The following is an 18,762-nucleotide window of genomic DNA, read 5'->3' as shown; positions in this document are numbered from 1 at the left end:
CTGTTTGTGGTGATTCTGTTATCTGCAGTTCCAAAAAAGGGGTAAGGCTAACCTGCAATGGTGTAGATGGTGCTTCATTATCAAATTACCTACGTTGCGCCTTTTTTAGTGGAATAAAGTTTTTTTATTACTTAACACGGAATCATGTGGAAGTGGGAATCTGGTGCTTACACAAGCGCTAATGATAGCTGAAGTTGTTTCTGCGGTTCTAGCGTTAGCTCTTGTTTACCTTTTCTTAAAAATTTACTGGCTAAAACGAATGCATTCATTGCTGGGTCTCCCCCTCGGGTTCATACTTTTGGCTGTCTCATATTTTCTGTTTTTAGTGGCATTCTACGCTCCAGACCAGGCTGCTTTTTCAGATTATATGTGGCTTAGAGTAATTTTCCAAACTTGGGGGTTTGCTTTAATCACATTATCTTTCTTTTTATCAAATAGGCCCCATAAAACAGCTATATACTATATTCTCTCAGTTTTTTCTTGGTCACTTGTCTTATCGCTATGTGTCTTGGGGCTTCTAGCCGTTGTCTACCCTGTTAGCTTATCGTCCGTTTACTCCGCCAACGATTACTTCACCGTCGTTAATCTGATTTTGTTAACTTGTGTCATCTCGTTCCAAATTAACCGATTAAAAATGGCAAAAAACAATATTTCCGAACTGATACGAGCTCCCATAGCCTTTGCTTTACTCTGGTTAGGGCAATTTTCTTTTCTAATTTGGAATCTCGATAGGGGGGACATGGCGCTGGTAACCTCTTATGTTGCCAAAATCATCGGTTTACTGTTGTTTTTCCAACTCTACTTTATGAAAAGCAAGGAGCCAGCGATTGGTGACGGCGAATAAGCGTAGTAAAGTCGACATTTACTCCGCTATTCTTGATTCCTTACTGCTTGAACAATGCAAAACAGGAAAAGCCTCACCGACCCGTATTGCCCACCTCGCAAATCTTCCATACAATAGATTTCAAAAGCAATTGGAGAAATTAATTAAGGCAGGTATGGTTAATCGGACAGACGATGGCCTCTCGGTAACAGAAAAAGGGATTAATTGTCTCAATGAAATTCGAAAAGCAAACGATTTTTTACGGCGCATGGGGCTTTATCCATAACTAGGCTATCCAATGTCAACGGTTCTGGGGCTTTCTTTGGTTTGTTGCTCAACTATAGCCCACGGTTCGGAGTATCTGGACCAGAGGTTTTCAAAGTGATCTTGGAGTGTTCCGACAAGCGCCATATTATTCGACCGCAATATCGATGATTGAATTAAATCGTCGCCTGGCGAAGTCATTATCTGAATTTCTTTTGCGTCGAAAATTATGATAAAGCAGGGCGGCTCCCGCTGGGTGAACCGAATCTGGCAAACTGCTTTTTTGGAGAATTCTAAGAAGTTCTTTGAAATATATGCTTCATGGGTTTTTTCTAAAATTAACCTAACCTTAACTCCCCTGTTTGCCGCTTTAGCTATTTCTCCGCCTATGCGTAGGAGCATTTGATTAAATTTTTTGAAGGACATGATGCAATCTATACTTTGCTGTGATTCAGCAATGGCTTTTTGTCTGTTTCTGGCTGCAGTTGCACCTTTAGGGGTCAGGATGAATTCGCTGTCGCATATATTTTCCATGTTTCTGGGATTTTTTTTATAAGCATCCAGCATCTTTTGGGCGTTTTCCCTTATGTGCTTGATTTCTTTTTGTTTATTCTCTAGTAGGATTGACACTGCTTCGGTTAAGGGGACTGGTTTGTACATGGTTGGTGTAGCTAAGACAGTTTCTATGAGGCCCATCTGTTTGAGCTCAAGCATCGCACGGTAAGTGTCTGGGCGACCTACTCCTGAGCAATTAGAAATAACCCTTATTGTCGAGGTTCCCCTTTCAACTAATGAGAGATATACTTTTGATTGCGTAGTACTAACGCCTAAACCGGCGAGTGTTTTTATGTTTTTTTCTATATCTCGCATTCGACTTCGGTATTATCTTTTTTAGTTTTAATATAAATTAAACGAACATCAGGTTCATCTATTTGATTTGTTGTATCGTCCACCAACATTGCTTTATAAAATTCTGAAGGGGATTCATTCGGTCGAGGGTATGGCTGGCAAACGGCCTACCCAAAAAATCGGAGAAAAAACGAATGAAAACTATAAAAAACAAGACAATGGCTATTTTAATCGTTGTCGTTCTAACAGCATCAACATTTCTAACCTTCGTTTCAATACCGACCGCAAACGCAGCAACCTACAACCAAGCAACTGCTACCGCAGTCAGTGAGGGCATGAAATGGGACTTCCCCGGTGCCGAAGATGTAAGTGCATCTTCCACTAGGTTACTTATGTGGACCCGCTGGGAAGATGAAGTGCCAACATACGTGTTCATCTCAGTAACACCTAAACCTGTTGGCGTTGGTCAAACAATGACTTTCATCTTCTTCAACCCACAAGTTCCAACACCATCCACTGACCGCTACCTCTTCACCATAACTATCACAAAGCCCGACGGAACCAACGAGACACTACCACCCGCTGGTGCACAAGGAATCTACAACCAACCCATACAAGACGGCAAATACGTCTCTGACTCAACAGGCGCTGCCTGGGCAACATGGACCCCTGCCGCAACCGGCAACTACTCAGCAACTGTGAAATTCTGGGGCACTGCTGTACCGCACACCGGCTACAGTTCTAGTGGCGACAGAGACTGGTATGGTGTTACGCTAAAGGAAAGCACATACACCACAACTTTTGAAGTCCTAGAAGAGCCTCAGTATCCAACAGGCTGGACTGACGTTCCATTGCCAACTGAGTATTGGTCACGCCCAATCGAAGGACAAAACACTGGCTGGTTCCAAATTTCCTCCAACTGGCTCAACAATGCACATGATAAAAGCAACGGCGGCTACAACAATAAATACCAACCTGACGGCATTGCACCAGGCAGTGGCCACATCCTTTGGACAAAACCCACTGAGGACGGCGGTGTCGTAGGCGGCACAAGCTTTTCCGTTGAAGGCGAAGTTTTCAATGCAGGACACCAATATCAAACAAGACTTCCACAAAACCAAATCATAATGCACGGGCGCCTCTACTATCGCGAATCGAACTGGTACTCTGCTACTCCAGGTGACTATGTCTGTGTTGACTTGCAAACGGGCGAAGAAATCTGGCGAAACGCAACAATGGCTGCTTTTCCCACATTCGGTTACTATTACGACTGGGATGACATGAACCAACACGGCGTCGTTGAACCAAGCTGGCTATTCTCAGATGACTATGGCTTAGGCATCCATCCACGAACAGGCATAACTAACGGTGACGGCTTGAGTTTAGTTAACGTTCCCTCAGATACAGCTGAACACTCACACAGTCAACTCTACGGTCCCAAAGGCGAGGACTTAAGATACAGCATCGGCGGAAGCGCATCCAGTGGCTACTACATCAACCAATGGAACTCATCACGCGTCTTCATATCTCAGGTCTCAGGAATCTTGACTGCAAACGTACCGATAACCCCCGAAAGACCAACAACCTCTGCAAGCGCAACTAGCCCATTAACCACCTGGACATACAATTCAACCTCTGGACAGTGGACTTCCAGCAACACCACCTCCTCTTCGGGACGTGGCTGGTACTTTAAACCCAGCGGCACCCCTAGTGGCTGGATCTACACTCAATCAGCATCAATGACTGCAGCAGGCTTAGGAACTAACACTGCTCCATGCTACGACTGGAACGTAACCATAGCACCGAAATTCTCGACTTCCCCAACTATCCGTGCAGTTATCGCTGACGACATGATGCTTGTCAGCAACGGTACTATTCCATCAGCACCGACCTACACTATCGCCGACTCAGCCACATTCTGGGCTATTAGCCTCAAACCAGAGTCCTTAGGAACACTTCTGTGGGGACCCATTGACGTTCCGCTAGTAGACAAAACAACCGGTCAACAGCTGCAATATGAAATTCATGATCCTGTCTCGAAAGTGTTCATGTTCTCGCAATCCCCCGATATGTCCTGGGTTGCTTACAGCATGACTAATGGACAGAAAGCTTGGACATCCATCTCTGAAGGCGACTACAACCCATATGCTTACTACATCAGCAGCACAGGCTACAATCCTGAAGGCCGCTCAGTTGCTTACGGCACACTCTTCTCAACTGGTTACCTCGGCATGGTATTCGCATACAACACCACAAACGGTGACTTAATGTGGGGCTATGAAGCTCCAACCGGCATGGAGAAATTCGAGTATTACACTTTGATGATCAATGCTATCTGCGACGGCAAAATCTACATCGGCACACACGAGCACTCAGCAGACACACCCTTATTCAAGGGCGCTAAAACACGCTGTCTAAACGTTACCACTGGCGAACCAATCTGGGAGATGGCGGGCTGGGCTAACCCCTACACGACTCAGGTTGCAGACGGCGTCTTAACCTACTGGAACAACTACGATGGACAAGTCTACGCAGTCGGCAAAGGACCAAGCGCAATGAACGCATACATATCAAACGACGTAGTTCCATTTGGAAGCAGCGTCATGATCAAAGGCAACATCGTCGACATTTCTGCAGGCACAAAGCAAAAAGAGCAAGCGGCAAGATTCCCCAATGGAGTCCCAGCGGTCTCTGACGCGAGCCAAAGCGACTGGATGGCATACGTCTACATGCAAAAGCCACGCCCAACCAACGCAACTGGCGTTTCAATCGATTTGTCCGTGGTTGACGGCAACGGCAACTACCGCCCAATCGGCACAGCAATCAGCGATGCAGACGGCTTCTTTAGCTATAACTGGATGCCTGACATTGAAGGCAAATTCACAGTCTACGCATCTTTCGGCGGCTCTGAATCGTATTGGCCATCACACGCGGTAACCGCCTTCGCAGTTGACCCCGCAGCAGCTACTCCACAGCCAACCGCCGCTCCAGTTGAATCTATTGCTGACCAGTACTTCATTCCGGCAATTGCAGGTCTATTCGTCGCAATCATCGCTGTCGGCGCAGTAATGACATTGCTGATGCTCAAAAGACGTCCATAAAAATATGCCATAAAACTATCCTTCCCCCCTTTTTTGTTTAACAGGAAAAACGGAAAATCGAGATAAGAGCGGATATGGGCTGAATAGGCTGGGTAATATTGATTAAGTTGAAGCAATAGTTTTGCATTTTCTTTTCTCCTATAGTGCCCGGCCTCAGCAAACCTTCCCTCTTACCCCGCCCCGGCCTTTGAGGCGCAGACCCTTGAATGCAGCGGGATTTTTAGCGCAAACCCCCTGCAAAACCTGAGTCGGCTGAGTTCTACATTTAGAAATATAGTTTTCCTTTGTTCTGCTTGTGGCATACTCCACAACCAGCCCTCAATGCGCCCCCGCGCCTGAAGCCAAATCGGGTTGTTTTAGGCAAACCTTGGGTTGTTGTGTAAAGAGGGGTCACCCACAACAACTAAAGAAAAGCAGTTGACTCAGAACTTTGATCTGTCTGAAAACACGGAGGGGAGGGCGCGGTGGCAGCAGCGTCCTGCACTATGTGGCTATAAATAGAGGGGGGATAGACGCTCAGAGCAGCAACCGGCACCCGCCTCAGCTTCCGCCACAAGTTTTTTGGGTGCGAGGGCGCCTCAGTGCTGCATTATCTCCTTGCTTTGCCGTGGGGCTGGGCGCTGGATTATGGAATAATTTAAAATAACCCCTCTTGTTTATATCAAAGAAACACAAAGAAATCAGGCAAGGGAAGAAAACAGCATGAGTCATGAAGGCGATACATTCTGGGTTTCGTTACTTGAAAGAGTCTTCGGGTTAGCACTAATCATAATCGGTGCAGTAATGATTTACTTCACCTTCACATCTGCCCTAGGCGGATTCGGCGCCTTCTTCGGCGTCCTAAGCGTGTTCCTCTTGATTTTAGGCATCTTCCTACTCATAGTTAAACCGCCCGAGTAGGCCCTATTCTCTTCTTTCAACCACCAACGTACAGTTAGCCACCAACGCGGCAATCACACCCAACGCCGCAAGCCACGGCGCCAACACCACACCCAGCACCCCGATGGTGGCAGGAATCTCCAGCAACGTTTTGCCGGCTTCATCCTTCACAATCAGGCGCGTCACGTTGCCTTCATGCAGCAGCTCTCCGACGCGGTCAATGAGGTCTTTGCCTGCAACCCTGTATTCTTCACGGCTATACTTGGGGACGGCGGCTCCGCAGGCCGCGCAGAATTTGTCATCTGGTTTTGTTGGGGCACCACATTTCACGCAGAAAGGCATACAGTCACCATTTCTCCAAAGCATGCTATGCAATAAAAGCTTTCGCAGAGGGTTTAGTCAAGAAACTTTGACGAAAAAGCTCTTATATGCTGAAATTTAGAGCTGAATTTATGAAAATAAAGGTTGTAGCCACGATTGCTATTGTTGCGATTTTGATTGCTGGAGTGTTGTTATCGGTAACTTGCACCCTTAATTTTCAACCCAGCGTTGAGATAACCAATTTCTCCTCAACGGGATCCTTAGCTGGTTCCAGTGATGGCTTTGTAAATGTATGGTTTACGCTAAACCTAAATAATACCGGAGCAGGTGAAGCCAAGGACCTGGCCGTCACTTTTAGCGCCAATTCCACCGCAGAAAACAGCCAACGGCTCATATACGCTAACTCTACACCGCCATACGATCACTTTGCTGAATTTAAGATAGGTGAACCGTGCCTACTAGGCGACCTTACGGTAGGGGAAACAAAGGACTTCATGTTCTACTGGGTTGTTAGCGTTGATTCTGATGCATCTCTTTTAACTGCTAGCATAAAATCCAACGGCGTAACCTTGGACCAAGCGACATTATCGATTCCGCCCATACACCCCACCCCCAACGTTAAGATAACCAACTTTATCTGCTTAGGCACATGGCATGGCACTAGACTTGGCGGCGCATTTGATGTGTTCTCTCTAAGCTATGCTAACCTTGGAAATACCGACGTTGAGTACTTGATTGTTACACTAAACACCAGTAAAACCAATGAAATAGAAACAGACCCCACTCGAAAATCCAGTTATAATCCCGATGTTTCCCTTGATGAATATCTTAATGGAAAAATCTATCAATTAGAAAAGCTAAAGGCAGGGGAAGAACGCACTGTCGAGAAGACGTATTTTATGGTCGGGGCATACAATTATGTTGAGCCGTTTTGGCTTACAGCCACCTTAAAATCCAATTATGACACAATCCTAGACCAAGAAACTATTATGATACCAATTAGTAGTTCCCGTTAAAATCGCCTTCCTATTTTTAACTTAAGCTACCTTGTGAAGGCGACATATTTCACGGACGCAATCACAGGGGGCTTGTTAGGGCATAGTATCTTTGCCGACCAAGCAAAACTACAAAAGAGCGCCGCAACACAAATAAAATCAGCGGATTTATTAAGCAACATCCAATACATTTCCACCCAACAAATTTAGGAGACCCCAAAATGCCGACGCGCCAACCCATCGTATGTGTTCTAGGCCATGTGGACACAGGCAAAACCTCGCTGCTAGACGAGCTGCGAAAAACCAGCGTGCAAGCCCGCGAAGCAGGAGGCATGACCCAGCATATCGGCGCCAGCTTCTTCCCCGTGGAAACCCTCAAGCAACTCATCGGACCCTACATGGGCACCTTTAAAACAGGCATTGAAATCCCCGGTTTACTCATCGTGGATACGCCTGGGCATGAAGCCTTCACTAACCTTCGGCGGCGGGGCGGAAGCGTCGCGGACATCGCGATTTTGGTGGTGGATATCCTTAAGGGCTTTGAGGCGCAGACCCTTGAATGCATCGAGATTCTAAAGGCCCGCAAAACCCCATTCATCGTCGCCGTCAACAAAATCGACCGCATCCCCGGATGGAAAGCCCAGCAGTCCACGCCCTTCCTTAAATCCTACGCTTTGCAGGGCAGCTTTGTGCAGGAGGACTTTAACAATCGCCTCTATCAGGTTATGGGCGAGTTCTCTCGGTTGGGCTTCAAAACCGACCGCTTCGACCACATCCGCGACTTCACCCAGAACATCGCGTTGGTGCCTACCAGCGCCAAAACCGGCGAGGGCCTAGCAGAACTCGTTATGGTGCTTGTTGGGTTGACTCAGCAGTTCCTCAAGAAGCGGCTGCAGACCACCGATGGACCCGCCAAGGGCTCGGTGCTCGAAGTCAAGGAGGAACCGGGTTTGGGCATGACGCTTAACACGATTGTCTACGATGGCACTTTGCATAGGGATGATTTGGTGGTGGTCGGCGGCAAAGATGGCCCCATCTCCGCGCGGGTACGCACCATCCTTGTGCCAAAGCCCCTAGATGAGATGCGGGATCCACGGGACAAATTCACAAGCGTCGAAGCCGTCTACGCCTCCGCGGGCATCAAGGTGGTTGCGCCTGGCTTGGAGTCTGCGTTGGCGGGGGCGCCGCTGCTTGCTGTTCCCCCCGGAGAAGAAGCATCAAAGTACTGTAAACTTATCACTGAGGAAATCGGCAGAATCCGCATAGCAACCGAAACCGACGGCGTCATCGTTAAAGCCGACACGCTGGGTTCGCTGGAGGCAATGGCTGAAATCCTCAAAGCCAACAACGTGCTGGTCCGCATGGCCGATGTAGGCGACATCAGCAAACGCGACGTAATCGAGGCGTCGGTTGTTAAAACCCGTGAGCCGCTGGTCGGCGCGATTTTGGCGTTCGGCGTCAAAACCCTCCCCGACGCGGAGGTCGAAGCTGCAGCAAACGGCATCCCCATCTTCAAGGAACCCATCGTCTATAACCTCATCGACAACTACCTAGAATGGGTCAGAACCAAGAAGGCAGCTAAGAGCGAAGCAGAATTCGAGGCGCTGATTAAACCCGGCAAAGTCATGGTGCTGCCAAACTGCATCTTCCGCCGAGCTAAACCCTTGGTGGCGGGCGTGGAGGTTGTGGGCGGCAGAATCAAGCCTAAGGTGTCGCTTATCCGCGCCGAGGACAGCGCTGACTTGGGCGAAGTCGAGCAGATTCAGGACAAAGGAAAAGCCATCGGCGAAGCAAAGGTGGGCTCGCAGGTTGCGATTTCTATGGATAAACCCATCGCGGGCAGACACATATTCGAACGCGACGTGCTCTTCGTGAAGGTCCCCGAAAACGATGCCAAAGCGCTGCTGTCGGCACATGTGGATGACTTGACCTCGGAAGAGGTGGATGTGCTTAAGGAATACGTGAACCTGATGCGCAAGAAAGTCCCCTTCTGGGGCGGCGTCATGTAGTAGGGGTCTGTTGCTCTGCCACGCTATCCCCCCCTCTATTTATACTAAGGCAAATGCAGCGTGAATCCCAGAGTCCCTGGGCATCCGTTGACTGGTGCGCCTGATAGTTAGGCGCCTGCTGAGTTTTGGTTTGTTCATCTGTGCAGATGCCGGCGACGGGTTCTGAGAAAGCACTTTAAGCAGCCCGCCATACCGTTAAGCATGAATACTTTGAGCCGCGAATTCGTGCTCTTCTCCCGCATGGGAAAAACCGACCCCAACTTTGGCTGCCTCCACGATGCAGGCAGACTCGACATAGCCCACGAATGCATCGTCGCCAGCCTCTTCCTCAGCCATGGCCTACGCAGAGACGTCACCTTCCACGCAGTCCTCAACGGCTCACCCAACCCGCCCCAGCACATCCAAATCGACGGCTCAACCCTCTACGACGTACGCACCGACATGGAAACCTGGCAGCAAATCCTCAAAAAAACCCTCGCTGGCAAACCCCACCCCGGCATCAGCAAAGACAAAACCCCCTTCGAGGCACTGCTTAAAGCCAAAGCGCAGACCCATCAAATCTACGTGCTTGAAGAAGACGGCAAAAACGTCGCCGAAGTTGCTTTCCCCCCGAACTGCCTCTTTGTGCTGGGCGACCATGTTGGGTTGCCTAAGAAGGCAGAGGATTTTGCGTTGCGGTTCGGCGAAAAAATCAGTCTTGGAAAAACGCCGTATTTGGCAGCTTCATGCATAACTATCATTAACTATACGCTGGATCAGCAATTTACTCTCCGCTCTTGAAGTGCTCCCAGCCTCGTGGCTCAATTATCTGTGTGTCGCCGCCCACTTTTAGCAGCACATGCTTCTCTGCGGTTACGTATCCAATCCGCTCAAGATTTCCCCCAGCCGCCTTCACCGCAGCCTCCGCCGCAGCCCACATGTCCGGCTTCAAGGTAACCACTAACTCGTATTCTTCGCCGCCGTAAAGCGCCAAATCCGCAGCTTCCAAATCATTATACATCGCAAACTCCGCTGCTTCCCCCGCAAGCGGCACCCTATCCACCACAAACCCAACGTTGCTCTGATGCGCAAGCTCATGCAGACTCCATGCGAGTCCATCGCTGGAATCCATCGATGCCGAAGCAGCCCCAGAACCCGCAAGCGCCAGTCCCTCAGCTAACCGCGCCTTAGGAACAAAAACCGCCTCGCTTAAGCGGCGATCCAAATCCTGCGAAGTAACACCGCCTGCCAGCAGAAGCCGCAGCCCAGCCGAGGTTTTGCCGAACAAACCCGTGACCGCCAAAAGGTCTCCTGGTTTGGCTCCGCTGCGTAGCATCAGATGGTTTTTTTCTGCAGTTCCAAAAAGCGAAATAGAGATGATTAGATCCTGGGTTTCGTTGGTGTCGCCGCCCACTATGTAGGCGCCATATTCTCTTGCGCCATCGTTAAGTCCATCGGCGATTGATTCAACCTGCGCCTCAGTGAAGTGCTCCGGCAACCCCAAAGCCACAAGAGCCATGGTGGGCACTACCCCCTTGGACGCGAAGTCGCTTACATTCATAACGATGGCTTTACGTGCAGCTTGATAGAGACTCATGTCTTTGGGCACATCGGTTTTAGCCACCAACATATCGGTTTTCAAAACAGCCACGCGTCCACCGCCGATATCCACCGCTGAAACATCGTCGCCAAACGGCACCGCGATGTCGGGCATGGCGACAAGGCGCTTCTCCATAATTTCGATGATTCGATGCTCACCTAACTCAGAAACCGATTCGTTGGATTCACGCTTATCCATGTTAACCCGCTCCGTTTTAATCCTAGGAGTATGGAAGATTTAAGAATTGGTGTTTCATTGTTTAGCCATTGGCGCCCCGATGGCTCAGCCTGGTAGAGCGGCTGCCTCGTAAGCAGCAGGCCGCGGGATCAAAGCCCGCTCGAGGCTCCATCCTTATCTTTCATCCATTAAGGCACAGCAAAACGCGGTTACTGGTTTGTACTTTACCCCCTAAAATGCCTAGCCTATGCGGTAGAAAACATATTGGCTAATTTGGAAAAATGAAAGCCAATGAATCTTCAAACACTAGTATACACAGTCTCTCGGTTGGTGAAGACAAAAGGCGAACTGAAATTTGCCCTCTTCCAAGTTACAACCAGATGCAACGCAAAATGCACCGACCGATGCAATATTTGGGCTTCCAAACCAGTCGACATGAAATTGGACGATGCAAGATACGCCATAGATGTCCTGGCAAAAAACGGTTTCTCAGTCATCTATTTTACAGGAGGCGAAACAAGCCTCTACCCTCACTTGGTGGAAGTGGTTGAATACGCCAAGAAAAAAGGCATGATTACATCGTTAACAACCAATGGCACGATTTCCAAATTGGACTTGGAGAAGCTGCGCCAACACTTAGATATCCTCTCGATTTCTGTCGACCACTACAATGAGGGCCTTTGGGATGCAGCAAAGCATGTTAGCGGGATATCAAAGCAAGCAAGGGAAGTAATCATAGCCGCTAAAGCTTATGGAATTAAACTATACGCCATCACTTTTCTCAACCCCTCCTGGACAGTGGAAAATGTAGAACAGGTTATCCAGTATGTCAACGATGAGTTAGAGCTCTCCTTTGCTTTATCTTACCCATTTATTTCTTCTAACAAAAGCACCTTCAACGTCGGCGGAGAATTGTCTGAGGCAGAATGTCAAACTCAACAGAAACTCTGCAAAATGGTGATGAAGATCCTGCAGATGAAGATGGATGGCGCAGATGTAATCACCGCTTCCTGTTATCTAAGAGACGTAGTGAGAGCCCATAACGGCTTTCCGATGAAGTACCCTTGTAACGCCGGCAAAAGCATAATCTCAATCGACTGCAACCTAAACGTTTACCCATGCTACAAACGGGAAAAAATCTGCAATCTTAAAGACCAATCGAGAATTTGGAACCTGAATTTAACGGATATTCCGTTATGTGACACAAAATTTTGTTTAATCAACTGTTTTAAAGAGGCCTCTCTTGCCTCGAGGAAAACGTTTCTGCAAGTAGCCAAGGAAGAACTCGTTTCCAACCCCAAGTTCTACCTGCGGCTACTGCGAAAGCAAACCGGTGAACATGGAGGAATACATCATATTAGAAAAATCTCTTGAACAAAAAAAGAAAACTGCAAAAGAAAGATACCTGAAAGCTGGCCTTTCACTGGTAAAATCAAGGCTATACACAGGCAAACCCTTCTTTTTGGCTCACGCAATAACTTACAGCTGTAATTCCAGATGCAAAACCTGCACTTACTGGCAGATGTCAAACAGAACAAACGCTGACTTGTCCACTGAGGAAGTTTTTGACCTGCTAGATGAAGCATACGATTTTGGTATGCGCGGCTACTACCTTTTCGGTGGAGAACCAACGGTTAGAAGTGACATCGGCAAAATCGTGGATTACGCAAAGCAGAAGGGATTCTTAACCACGATGAATACAAACGCTTCTTTGCTGAAGGAGAAAGCGGAGTCCCTGCGGAATCTAGATTTTGTTTTCGTCTCGCTGGATTACTTCAATAATTACCATGACTTCATCCGGGGCAGACGCGGTTCGTTTAGGGAAGTTGTAGATGGAATCAAACGGATCCGAGAGGTGGGAAATACAAGAGTAACCCTGGTCACCACCATCAGCAGATTAAATTTCGAGGCGATAGAGCCGATGGCTAGGTTCGCACGCGCCTTAAACGTCGGTATCTCCTATAACGCGGTTGAGCCAACGGTGAAATCAGGCTTTGAAGATGGACGTACAGAATCACCTGTTTTGGATTGGGGACTAAGCGATGAGCAACTTGAAGAATTTTACCTTACGTTGTTAAAACTAAAAAGAGAGGGGTTTCCACTGATGGAGACTAGGTATGTGCTGAAACATTTTGTTGAAGGCAGAGCTTGGACATGTAGGTTTCCCAAGATGTTTGTTTATGTTTCCGCGGACAAAAAAATCTTCAACTGCACCTACGACCACACATATGACCTAAAACAGGGATCTTTCAATGATTATTTCAAAAGCAAACTGTACCTGGATCATGTTGCACGGGCTGAAAAATGCAACATCTGCGTAAGGACCTGTGTGCGGGGTTACTCGTATGCTTACGACCTGTTGCCCCTTAACTTTGTTAACCTTTTAGGGGACGCGGGGATTCTGCTCCGTGGGGGCAGCAACTGAGAAATCATGGATGTAAGTCGCAGGCTACGATTTTTTAATTATTTCCGATAGAAGGCGCTGCTCTGCTTTTCTGCGGTGCTCAACTACCGTGGAGGTTTTAAGATGTAGTTTCCCGGCTAGCGCTTCGTTATCGATTCTTCGGGGAGTTTCATAGTATCCATGTTCGAAGGCTGAAACCAGAACATTTCTTTGTTTCTCAGTTAATCTACTCAGCGGTGATTCCCCCGTGAATTTCGCGTCAGAAAGCGAAACTATTCGGTAATTAACCCCCAACTTGCCAAGGCATGATAAAAGATTCTTTATCTGTCTCGCTTCCCCAAGAAAAGCCATTTTCGCTTTATCGTTTTTTATTTGAAATGGAGCAAAGGGGTAACCGCCAAACGATAATAGCTGTCTTTCTGTAGGCGGGGTTTTACCGGTTACAAAATAAGTGTAAGCGCCATCTTTATTCTGGTCTAGAAGGGTCACTTTGATGTCTTTCTTGCCGAACAGGGCAACATAGTCTTCGATTTTAAAGGTTGGCTCTTTGAATTTCACTTTGGCAACAAAAGCGAATTCTTCACGGTCAAATTTTAGCAGATGAAGAATTTCGGAGGAGGTGACGTCTTGGAGTGGAGTGTTTTTTTCGATTTTGTCAATTTCTTTCTTGGGTGCCTCTATGATTATTCTTCGCATGGAGTTGGCTTACCTTTGGCATCGATAATAAGTTTTTGCAGAAATGCCTAGCCTGTATGGTGTAAGCCATATTTGTTTTAGGGGCTATCCACGCAAAGAAGGGCAAACATATTTCCCGTATACCCTATAAAATCGAGGTTGGGTGGTGGAGCATAACAAAAAAAGGGGTTGTTTTGATTTGGTTTGGTTTGCTTAGTTTTTTTTAGTGGCATCATCTCCTTTGCGGTGTTTATGTCAGGCTAGTTTGGGACTGGGGTTTCTTTGAGGAATTTCCTGTATTTGATTTGGTAATAGGCGAATGCTGCTGCCAGCGAACTTGCCCCGAGGATTATTGAAATGAATGTTTCAGTCATGTTTTTTCACTACACGTGGGGAATGTAGAGGGTTTCTTTGGGGGTTGCTTTCTTGGTGAGGGTTTCCATTTGTTTCACCGTTTCCTCGAATTTACTTGGGCTTGGAAGGATATAAGTCTAGTTGCGATTTGTTCATAAAAATTACGAAAATATGTGTGTATGCAAGGTATATTTTAATTTATGTGATTGAACGTAGGGGTGAAAAAACAATTAGCATTACAAGTGTTCAAAACCCTGCCCCAAGTGCACTGTATCTGCGTCCTACAGAAACGCCTCAAAATTCCCACGAAGCAAGCTTTATTAAATCTTAAGACCACCGATTACTTATTCGGATGTGGAATATTGCAGTTTTTCCATGGACAATCACATGACAAACTTCGGTGTCCCTACAAGGGCTGCGAAAAAAAATTCGACAAGCCCACAGTAATCACCGACACCTCAGTGATTCCTAGGCAGACCCATTACGCCTGCCCCTACTGCATGTCACGTCTCGAGATACTGACAGAAAAAACAAAAATAGTCAGCGTTAAACCTGCAGAGTACCCCCTAGTTTTAGATTCGCCAGCCAAATGCGCTCACTTCAGCGGATTGCTAAATACCTCACCGGAAAATACACTTACCGACGAATGCTTAGTTTGCCCCAAAGTGCTCCAATGTAATCTCCGCAAAAAATAGTTATGTCGCCTGCAGCAGCACCAAAACATTGTTAATTACAACAAACCCTAAAAAGCCACTAATCACCACGTAGGCTCCCCGAAGAATATTGTTCGCCATCCGAAATGAAGGGTCCTCTTTTTGCTCATGACTCTGCATCAGCATTCTTTCGGCTAAAGCAAAAATGATGCCCACGGCAACAGTAGCTGTTAACTTAACTACGACAAACAACGTTATATTTGATTCCACCAGGCCCGCGATTAAGGGGTTTAGTTCTTTGGTTCCGAAGAAAACTGTGCCTACTACCGTAGTTAAGCAATCCATCGAACCCAGCACAACCAGAAGAACACAGGGCAGATATCGAAGCAGCAAAATAAGGCCTCTTTGATTGACCCAGAAAATAAGGAAAAAGAGCCAACGTCACTTTTGACAGGTCAATCAGAAAAATAAAGGAGCCTTCATTTTTATATGTTAACTAGGCTGAATGTACCACAGAGATAGATGCTCTAAAGGAGGATTCGTTTTATTATCCAGGCATGCACCGCAGTTTTCTCCATAAAAACGCTGATTTTGTTTCCGCCAAGGCTCATGCAAAGCACCTTAACGTTTTTGCCCGCTACAAGCACACTTTCCACGTCGGCTAAGTTAAAGTGCTTAGTCATCTCGTGGCTGGCAAGATTAATCTGCAGCGACAGCAATGCATACTCGCTGATTATGTTTTGCTCCGTTAAATCCACAACCGCTGAGTTTTCGCCGCGAAGTATGTAGCCAGTGACGCCTTTTAGTTTTCGTATTTCAGCTAAACTTGCGGCGAGGTTAGCGAAAACTGAGTTATCTTCACCCACCGTTATAACTGGAGCTACGTCGGCAAGCTGCAATGTCTGCTCGATAGCCTGTTTCTTCATTGGTTCTCCTCGCTTATTTTCGGTTTAACCATGACGAGTTTGCCCTTATCACATTGGAGGGTTTGAAGGATCTTATCGGGGATTTGGATGACTCCTTTAATGTTTGATTTACCTTCTTTTTGGAGTTTGAACTTGCAGGTGACGGATTTCCCCTCTAAGGTTACCACTTCCACATAGAGAAGTTCCCTGTCGCCGTAAAGACTACGCCAACTCTCAACCACCTCACAGTCAATCCGCACGGCATCCTGGGCAACCAGCAGCCCCCCGACACGTTCTACCATAAACTGCGAAGTGGGCGCGTTTGGCAGAAACGGTTGAGCGGGCAAGGTGGGTTCAGGGATGAGTGGGTTTTCGGGGACTTCAACAGGCAGATTTGTTGTTGCGGTTAGCGACTGCTCCACCTCTTCCAACGCCTCTGCTTCTGGTAAGGTGTTTTCTGTGGATAGGCGAATAACCGCTGGAATCACCACCTGTATCAGCGAAGCCGCAGCTTTCTGGTTGCCTGTACGTGAAGACTCCGTTGCCAGAAAGGTGTCGCCTACCGCGGTTATAGCAAGTTGGCTGTTGATGTCTTGGATGGTGAAGGATTCGATGCCGCCGATGGCTTGAGCGTCTATGCTGCCTAAGCTGCTGATGAGAGCTTGGGTTTGCTCGGCAGTGGCGTTTTCGGTGTTAGCTAAAACGTCGCCGTTGCCTCTAAAGACAAGGGCGGTGTGGATGTCAGGAGCTAAATTCTTAATTTCATCGATTACTATCTGGATGCTGCTGGTCGAGGTCACTTCTGCATCTTGCCGCCTACGCTATTTTGAAAAGTATGCGTTCAGGGATGCCTTCGTCCTCTAAAACCATGTATCTGAGGCCTTCAGTGTCGCCGAGTTGATCCAGCCACTTGAGTGCCTCCCGAACCTTCTGCAAAACCAGAAGCCTCTCTTGATGGCTGCGAACCACTGCTTCTATGGCGGCGAGTTCATGGAAGGGGGTGGCGTCTAACACGATGTTAAGGGTGCCCACGGTTATTTCTCCGGGGTTGTCGGTTGGGGCTTTTTTGCCTGCCAATTTGAGGACGACCTCTCGGATTTTTTTGGATTTCTCAGCTAGGGTGCGGACATCGTCTAGTTTGCGTAGGTACTCGCCTAGGACGCTTTTGGTTTCGGCGAGTTGTTTGTCTAGGTTCTCCGCGATGGCTTGGGCGGAGGTGTATTCCTTGATTTGTGTTACCATGAATGATGTGCTCCTTGGGGGTTGTTAATAAGAGAGAAAGGGAAAAGGAGGTGAAAATTGGTTTTTTCACCGTAGGTGGAACTAATTTTCACGAAATTATGCTGTGTAGGTTGAGGTGTACGCGATTGCGTTGCCCTTGGAAGTCGTCAGTTTAATTTGGAATTGAGTAGCGTCAACGAGTGTGCCTGTTGGAAGTGTAAGAGTTATGTCACCTGTTGCGCCTTTGGCAATGGTTGTATCTCCAGCATATGCTGTTGCTGCATCACCGTTTACGAAGCCGCCAGTGATAGTTATCGCTATATCACCAGTATTCTGTACTGTAGCCGTGATTGTGTCATCTCCTGTGCCTCCGTCGGTGAATTGGAGGTTGGTGATGACTCCTTGTTCGGCGGTGCCCATCAGGTTAATGGTCATGCCGCCCATCCATGCTGCAACGACGACGCTGACTGCGACTGTTACTGCGATGAGTATGATTGATGCCACGACGGGGCTAAGGGCTTTTGAATTCTTTCTTATTTTTCTTTGTAGGTTGTTCATTTTGGTTTCCCTTTAGTGTTTAATACAACTAGGGATTTCGACAACTACAATTTAAATATTATGACTTACGATTACATATTATATTTATGTACAACGCATCTACAACACCGCCGATCTAACCTATTGGCGCCTATTAGGGATTCTATGTTGCAGACTATGTGGGAATAGAACTGCCGGTGCAAACCAGTACAGATTCCAAGGCGTTTATCTGCCGTTAATTATGTGGTTGGGTGCTGTGATGTCTGTTAGGTTTGGGACTGTTGGTTTTTGGTTGGGTGGTTGTTGGTGGCTGCGGTGTGGTCGTCGGCTTCTGGGGGGTCTTGTGGTGTTGTTTGGTTAGTGTTTTTTGTTCCTGAGTACAGGGGCTTTGCTGAATTGAGTTGGGGCTGGATCTGTGTGCCTGGTGTGGGGGAAAAAGGGTGGGGGAGAACTGTTGAGTCGTGGTTTCCCTGTGTTGCAGGAGTTCTGCTGGGAAGTGTTGGACAGAAATACAGTTCCCTTTAAAAACTAAGAAAACGAGAAACAAGAAAATTTATTGGAAGAAATACTTATGCTTCTAGCTCGTCGAAAAACCCGAGAAGTAGCTTTGCGACTTTTTCGCCCAACTCAGTTTTCATGTAGAACTTTTTAAGTGGGTCGATGCGTTCGCTCTTTGCCAAACCTAGAGATTCGATCTCTATCATCCGCGCACGGAAGGTTCCGTCGCTGAGTGTGAGGCTGTTATCCCGCATGAAGTCCTTTGCATCCTTCCATTTGCCGCGCCCGATATAGAGCAGCAGTAAACAATCGATAGCATGGTCCTTCTCCAGCATAGCCTTAATGGCGGCCATCTTGGGATCCGTGAGCAAACGCTTAATCTTCTCTTCGTTCACATTTTTCACCATATGCGTGTCTCCTTTCTGTTTTGATTACTGGTAGGACTTCTCTGCTTTTAAACTATATTACGAATTGCGAAACATATCTTGTGTTTGGTGTATATAGTCCTACGATTTAAT

The 18,762-nt window shown here is 47.4% G+C and carries 20 protein-coding genes and 1 tRNA gene; 11 read left to right on the top strand and 10 right to left on the bottom strand.

Features of this window, described 5'->3' with window-relative positions:
• The first annotated feature begins 163 nt into the window (after nt 1-163).
• Complete coding sequence (locus NWE93_06375) at nt 164-844, top strand: hypothetical protein (protein ID MCW3999846.1); 681 nt, start codon at nt 164-166, stop codon at nt 842-844.
• The gene (locus NWE93_06370) at nt 831-1,109 is read left to right on the top strand and encodes a winged helix-turn-helix domain-containing protein (protein ID MCW3999845.1); all 279 of its coding nucleotides are present in this window, start codon (nt 831-833) and stop codon (nt 1,107-1,109) included. The genes NWE93_06375 and NWE93_06370 overlap by 14 nt, the downstream gene beginning before the upstream one ends.
• 5 nt (nt 1,110-1,114) lie before the next feature.
• Here NWE93_06370 and NWE93_06365 read toward each other — a convergent pair whose 3' ends face one another.
• A complete protein-coding gene (locus NWE93_06365; protein ID MCW3999844.1) occupies nt 1,115-1,957 on the bottom strand; it encodes a hypothetical protein in 843 nt (280 codons plus the stop codon).
• 173 nt (nt 1,958-2,130) lie between these two features.
• On the opposite strand from NWE93_06365, the gene NWE93_06360 reads away from it, so the two are divergent.
• Nucleotides 2,131-5,037, top strand: coding sequence for a hypothetical protein (locus NWE93_06360; protein ID MCW3999843.1), 2,907 nt, complete (start codon nt 2,131-2,133; stop codon nt 5,035-5,037).
• A 702-nt stretch (nt 5,038-5,739) separates the two neighbouring features.
• The gene (locus NWE93_06355) at nt 5,740-5,937 is read left to right on the top strand and encodes a hypothetical protein (GenBank protein ID MCW3999842.1); all 198 of its coding nucleotides are present in this window, start codon (nt 5,740-5,742) and stop codon (nt 5,935-5,937) included.
• A 3-nt stretch (nt 5,938-5,940) separates the two neighbouring features.
• Here NWE93_06355 and NWE93_06350 read toward each other — a convergent pair whose 3' ends face one another.
• The gene (locus tag NWE93_06350; GenBank protein ID MCW3999841.1) at nt 5,941-6,258 is read right to left on the bottom strand and encodes a DUF4342 domain-containing protein; all 318 of its coding nucleotides are present in this window, start codon (nt 6,256-6,258) and stop codon (nt 5,941-5,943) included.
• A gap of 110 nt (nt 6,259-6,368) precedes the next feature.
• Here NWE93_06350 and NWE93_06345 point away from each other — a divergent pair, with 110 nt between their 5' ends.
• From NWE93_06345 to NWE93_06335, 3 genes are all read left to right on the top strand, one after another.
• Nucleotides 6,369-7,253: a hypothetical protein gene (locus NWE93_06345; protein MCW3999840.1), complete on the top strand. Its 885-nt coding sequence runs from the start codon at nt 6,369-6,371 to the stop codon at nt 7,251-7,253.
• Between the two features lie 200 nt (nt 7,254-7,453).
• Nucleotides 7,454-9,241, top strand: a complete 1,788-nt coding sequence (infB, locus tag NWE93_06340) for a translation initiation factor IF-2 (protein ID MCW3999839.1) — start codon at nt 7,454-7,456, stop codon at nt 9,239-9,241.
• Between the two features lie 201 nt (nt 9,242-9,442).
• Nucleotides 9,443-10,021, top strand: coding sequence for a tRNA (pseudouridine(54)-N(1))-methyltransferase TrmY (locus NWE93_06335; protein ID MCW3999838.1), 579 nt, complete (start codon nt 9,443-9,445; stop codon nt 10,019-10,021).
• Here the strand turns inward: NWE93_06335 and thiL are convergent.
• Complete coding sequence (gene thiL / locus NWE93_06330) at nt 10,005-11,018, bottom strand: thiamine-phosphate kinase (GenBank protein MCW3999837.1); 1,014 nt, start codon at nt 11,016-11,018, stop codon at nt 10,005-10,007. The genes NWE93_06335 and thiL overlap by 17 nt on opposite strands.
• A 73-nt stretch (nt 11,019-11,091) precedes the next feature.
• On the opposite strand from thiL, the gene NWE93_06325 reads away from it, so the two are divergent.
• The 3 genes from NWE93_06325 (at nt 11,092) to NWE93_06315 (ending at nt 13,422) form a co-directional block, all read left to right on the top strand.
• Nucleotides 11,092-11,168 (top strand) — tRNA-Thr (locus tag NWE93_06325).
• A gap of 120 nt (nt 11,169-11,288) precedes the next feature.
• Nucleotides 11,289-12,371 carry a radical SAM protein gene (locus tag NWE93_06320; GenBank protein MCW3999836.1) on the top strand — a complete coding sequence of 361 codons (1,083 nt, stop codon included), beginning with the start codon at nt 11,289-11,291 and terminating at the stop codon, nt 12,369-12,371.
• Nucleotides 12,337-13,422 (top strand): radical SAM protein, encoded by a 1,086-nt coding sequence (locus NWE93_06315; protein MCW3999835.1) that lies wholly within the window; start codon nt 12,337-12,339, stop codon nt 13,420-13,422. The genes NWE93_06320 and NWE93_06315 overlap by 35 nt, the downstream gene beginning before the upstream one ends.
• 24 nt (nt 13,423-13,446) lie before the next feature.
• Here the strand turns inward: NWE93_06315 and NWE93_06310 are convergent, their stop codons facing one another.
• A complete protein-coding gene (locus tag NWE93_06310) occupies nt 13,447-14,097 on the bottom strand; it encodes a helix-turn-helix domain-containing protein (GenBank protein MCW3999834.1) in 651 nt (216 codons plus the stop codon).
• A gap of 695 nt (nt 14,098-14,792) precedes the next feature.
• On the opposite strand from NWE93_06310, the gene NWE93_06305 reads away from it, so the two are divergent.
• Nucleotides 14,793-15,125 carry a hypothetical protein gene (locus tag NWE93_06305; GenBank protein MCW3999833.1) on the top strand — a complete coding sequence of 111 codons (333 nt, stop codon included), beginning with the start codon at nt 14,793-14,795 and terminating at the stop codon, nt 15,123-15,125.
• Here the strand turns inward: NWE93_06305 and NWE93_06300 are convergent, their stop codons facing one another.
• The 6 genes from NWE93_06300 to NWE93_06275 form a co-directional block, all read right to left on the bottom strand.
• Entirely contained in the window at nt 15,126-15,428 is a 303-nt protein-coding gene (locus NWE93_06300) for a DUF5658 family protein (protein MCW3999832.1), read from the bottom strand.
• A gap of 182 nt (nt 15,429-15,610) precedes the next feature.
• Entirely contained in the window at nt 15,611-16,009 is a 399-nt protein-coding gene (locus NWE93_06295) for a hypothetical protein (GenBank protein ID MCW3999831.1), read from the bottom strand.
• Nucleotides 16,006-16,788 (bottom strand): hypothetical protein, encoded by a 783-nt coding sequence (locus NWE93_06290; GenBank protein MCW3999830.1) that lies wholly within the window; start codon nt 16,786-16,788, stop codon nt 16,006-16,008. The genes NWE93_06295 and NWE93_06290 overlap by 4 nt, the downstream gene beginning before the upstream one ends.
• A gap of 16 nt (nt 16,789-16,804) precedes the next feature.
• The gene (locus NWE93_06285; protein ID MCW3999829.1) at nt 16,805-17,230 is read right to left on the bottom strand and encodes a hypothetical protein; all 426 of its coding nucleotides are present in this window, start codon (nt 17,228-17,230) and stop codon (nt 16,805-16,807) included.
• Nucleotides 17,231-17,326: 96 nt separating this feature from the next.
• A complete protein-coding gene (locus NWE93_06280; protein MCW3999828.1) occupies nt 17,327-17,767 on the bottom strand; it encodes a hypothetical protein in 441 nt (146 codons plus the stop codon).
• Between the two features lie 548 nt (nt 17,768-18,315).
• Complete coding sequence (locus NWE93_06275; protein ID MCW3999827.1) at nt 18,316-18,651, bottom strand: hypothetical protein; 336 nt, start codon at nt 18,649-18,651, stop codon at nt 18,316-18,318.
• Nucleotides 18,652-18,762: the final 111 nt, after the last annotated feature.

Source organism: Candidatus Bathyarchaeota archaeon, from assembly GCA_026014735.1.
Taxonomy (GTDB): Archaea; Thermoproteota; Bathyarchaeia; order Bathyarchaeales; family Bathycorpusculaceae; genus Bathycorpusculum.
The sequence above is the reverse complement of the archived record's forward strand: the minus strand, read 5'-3'. Positions and strand labels throughout refer to the sequence as shown.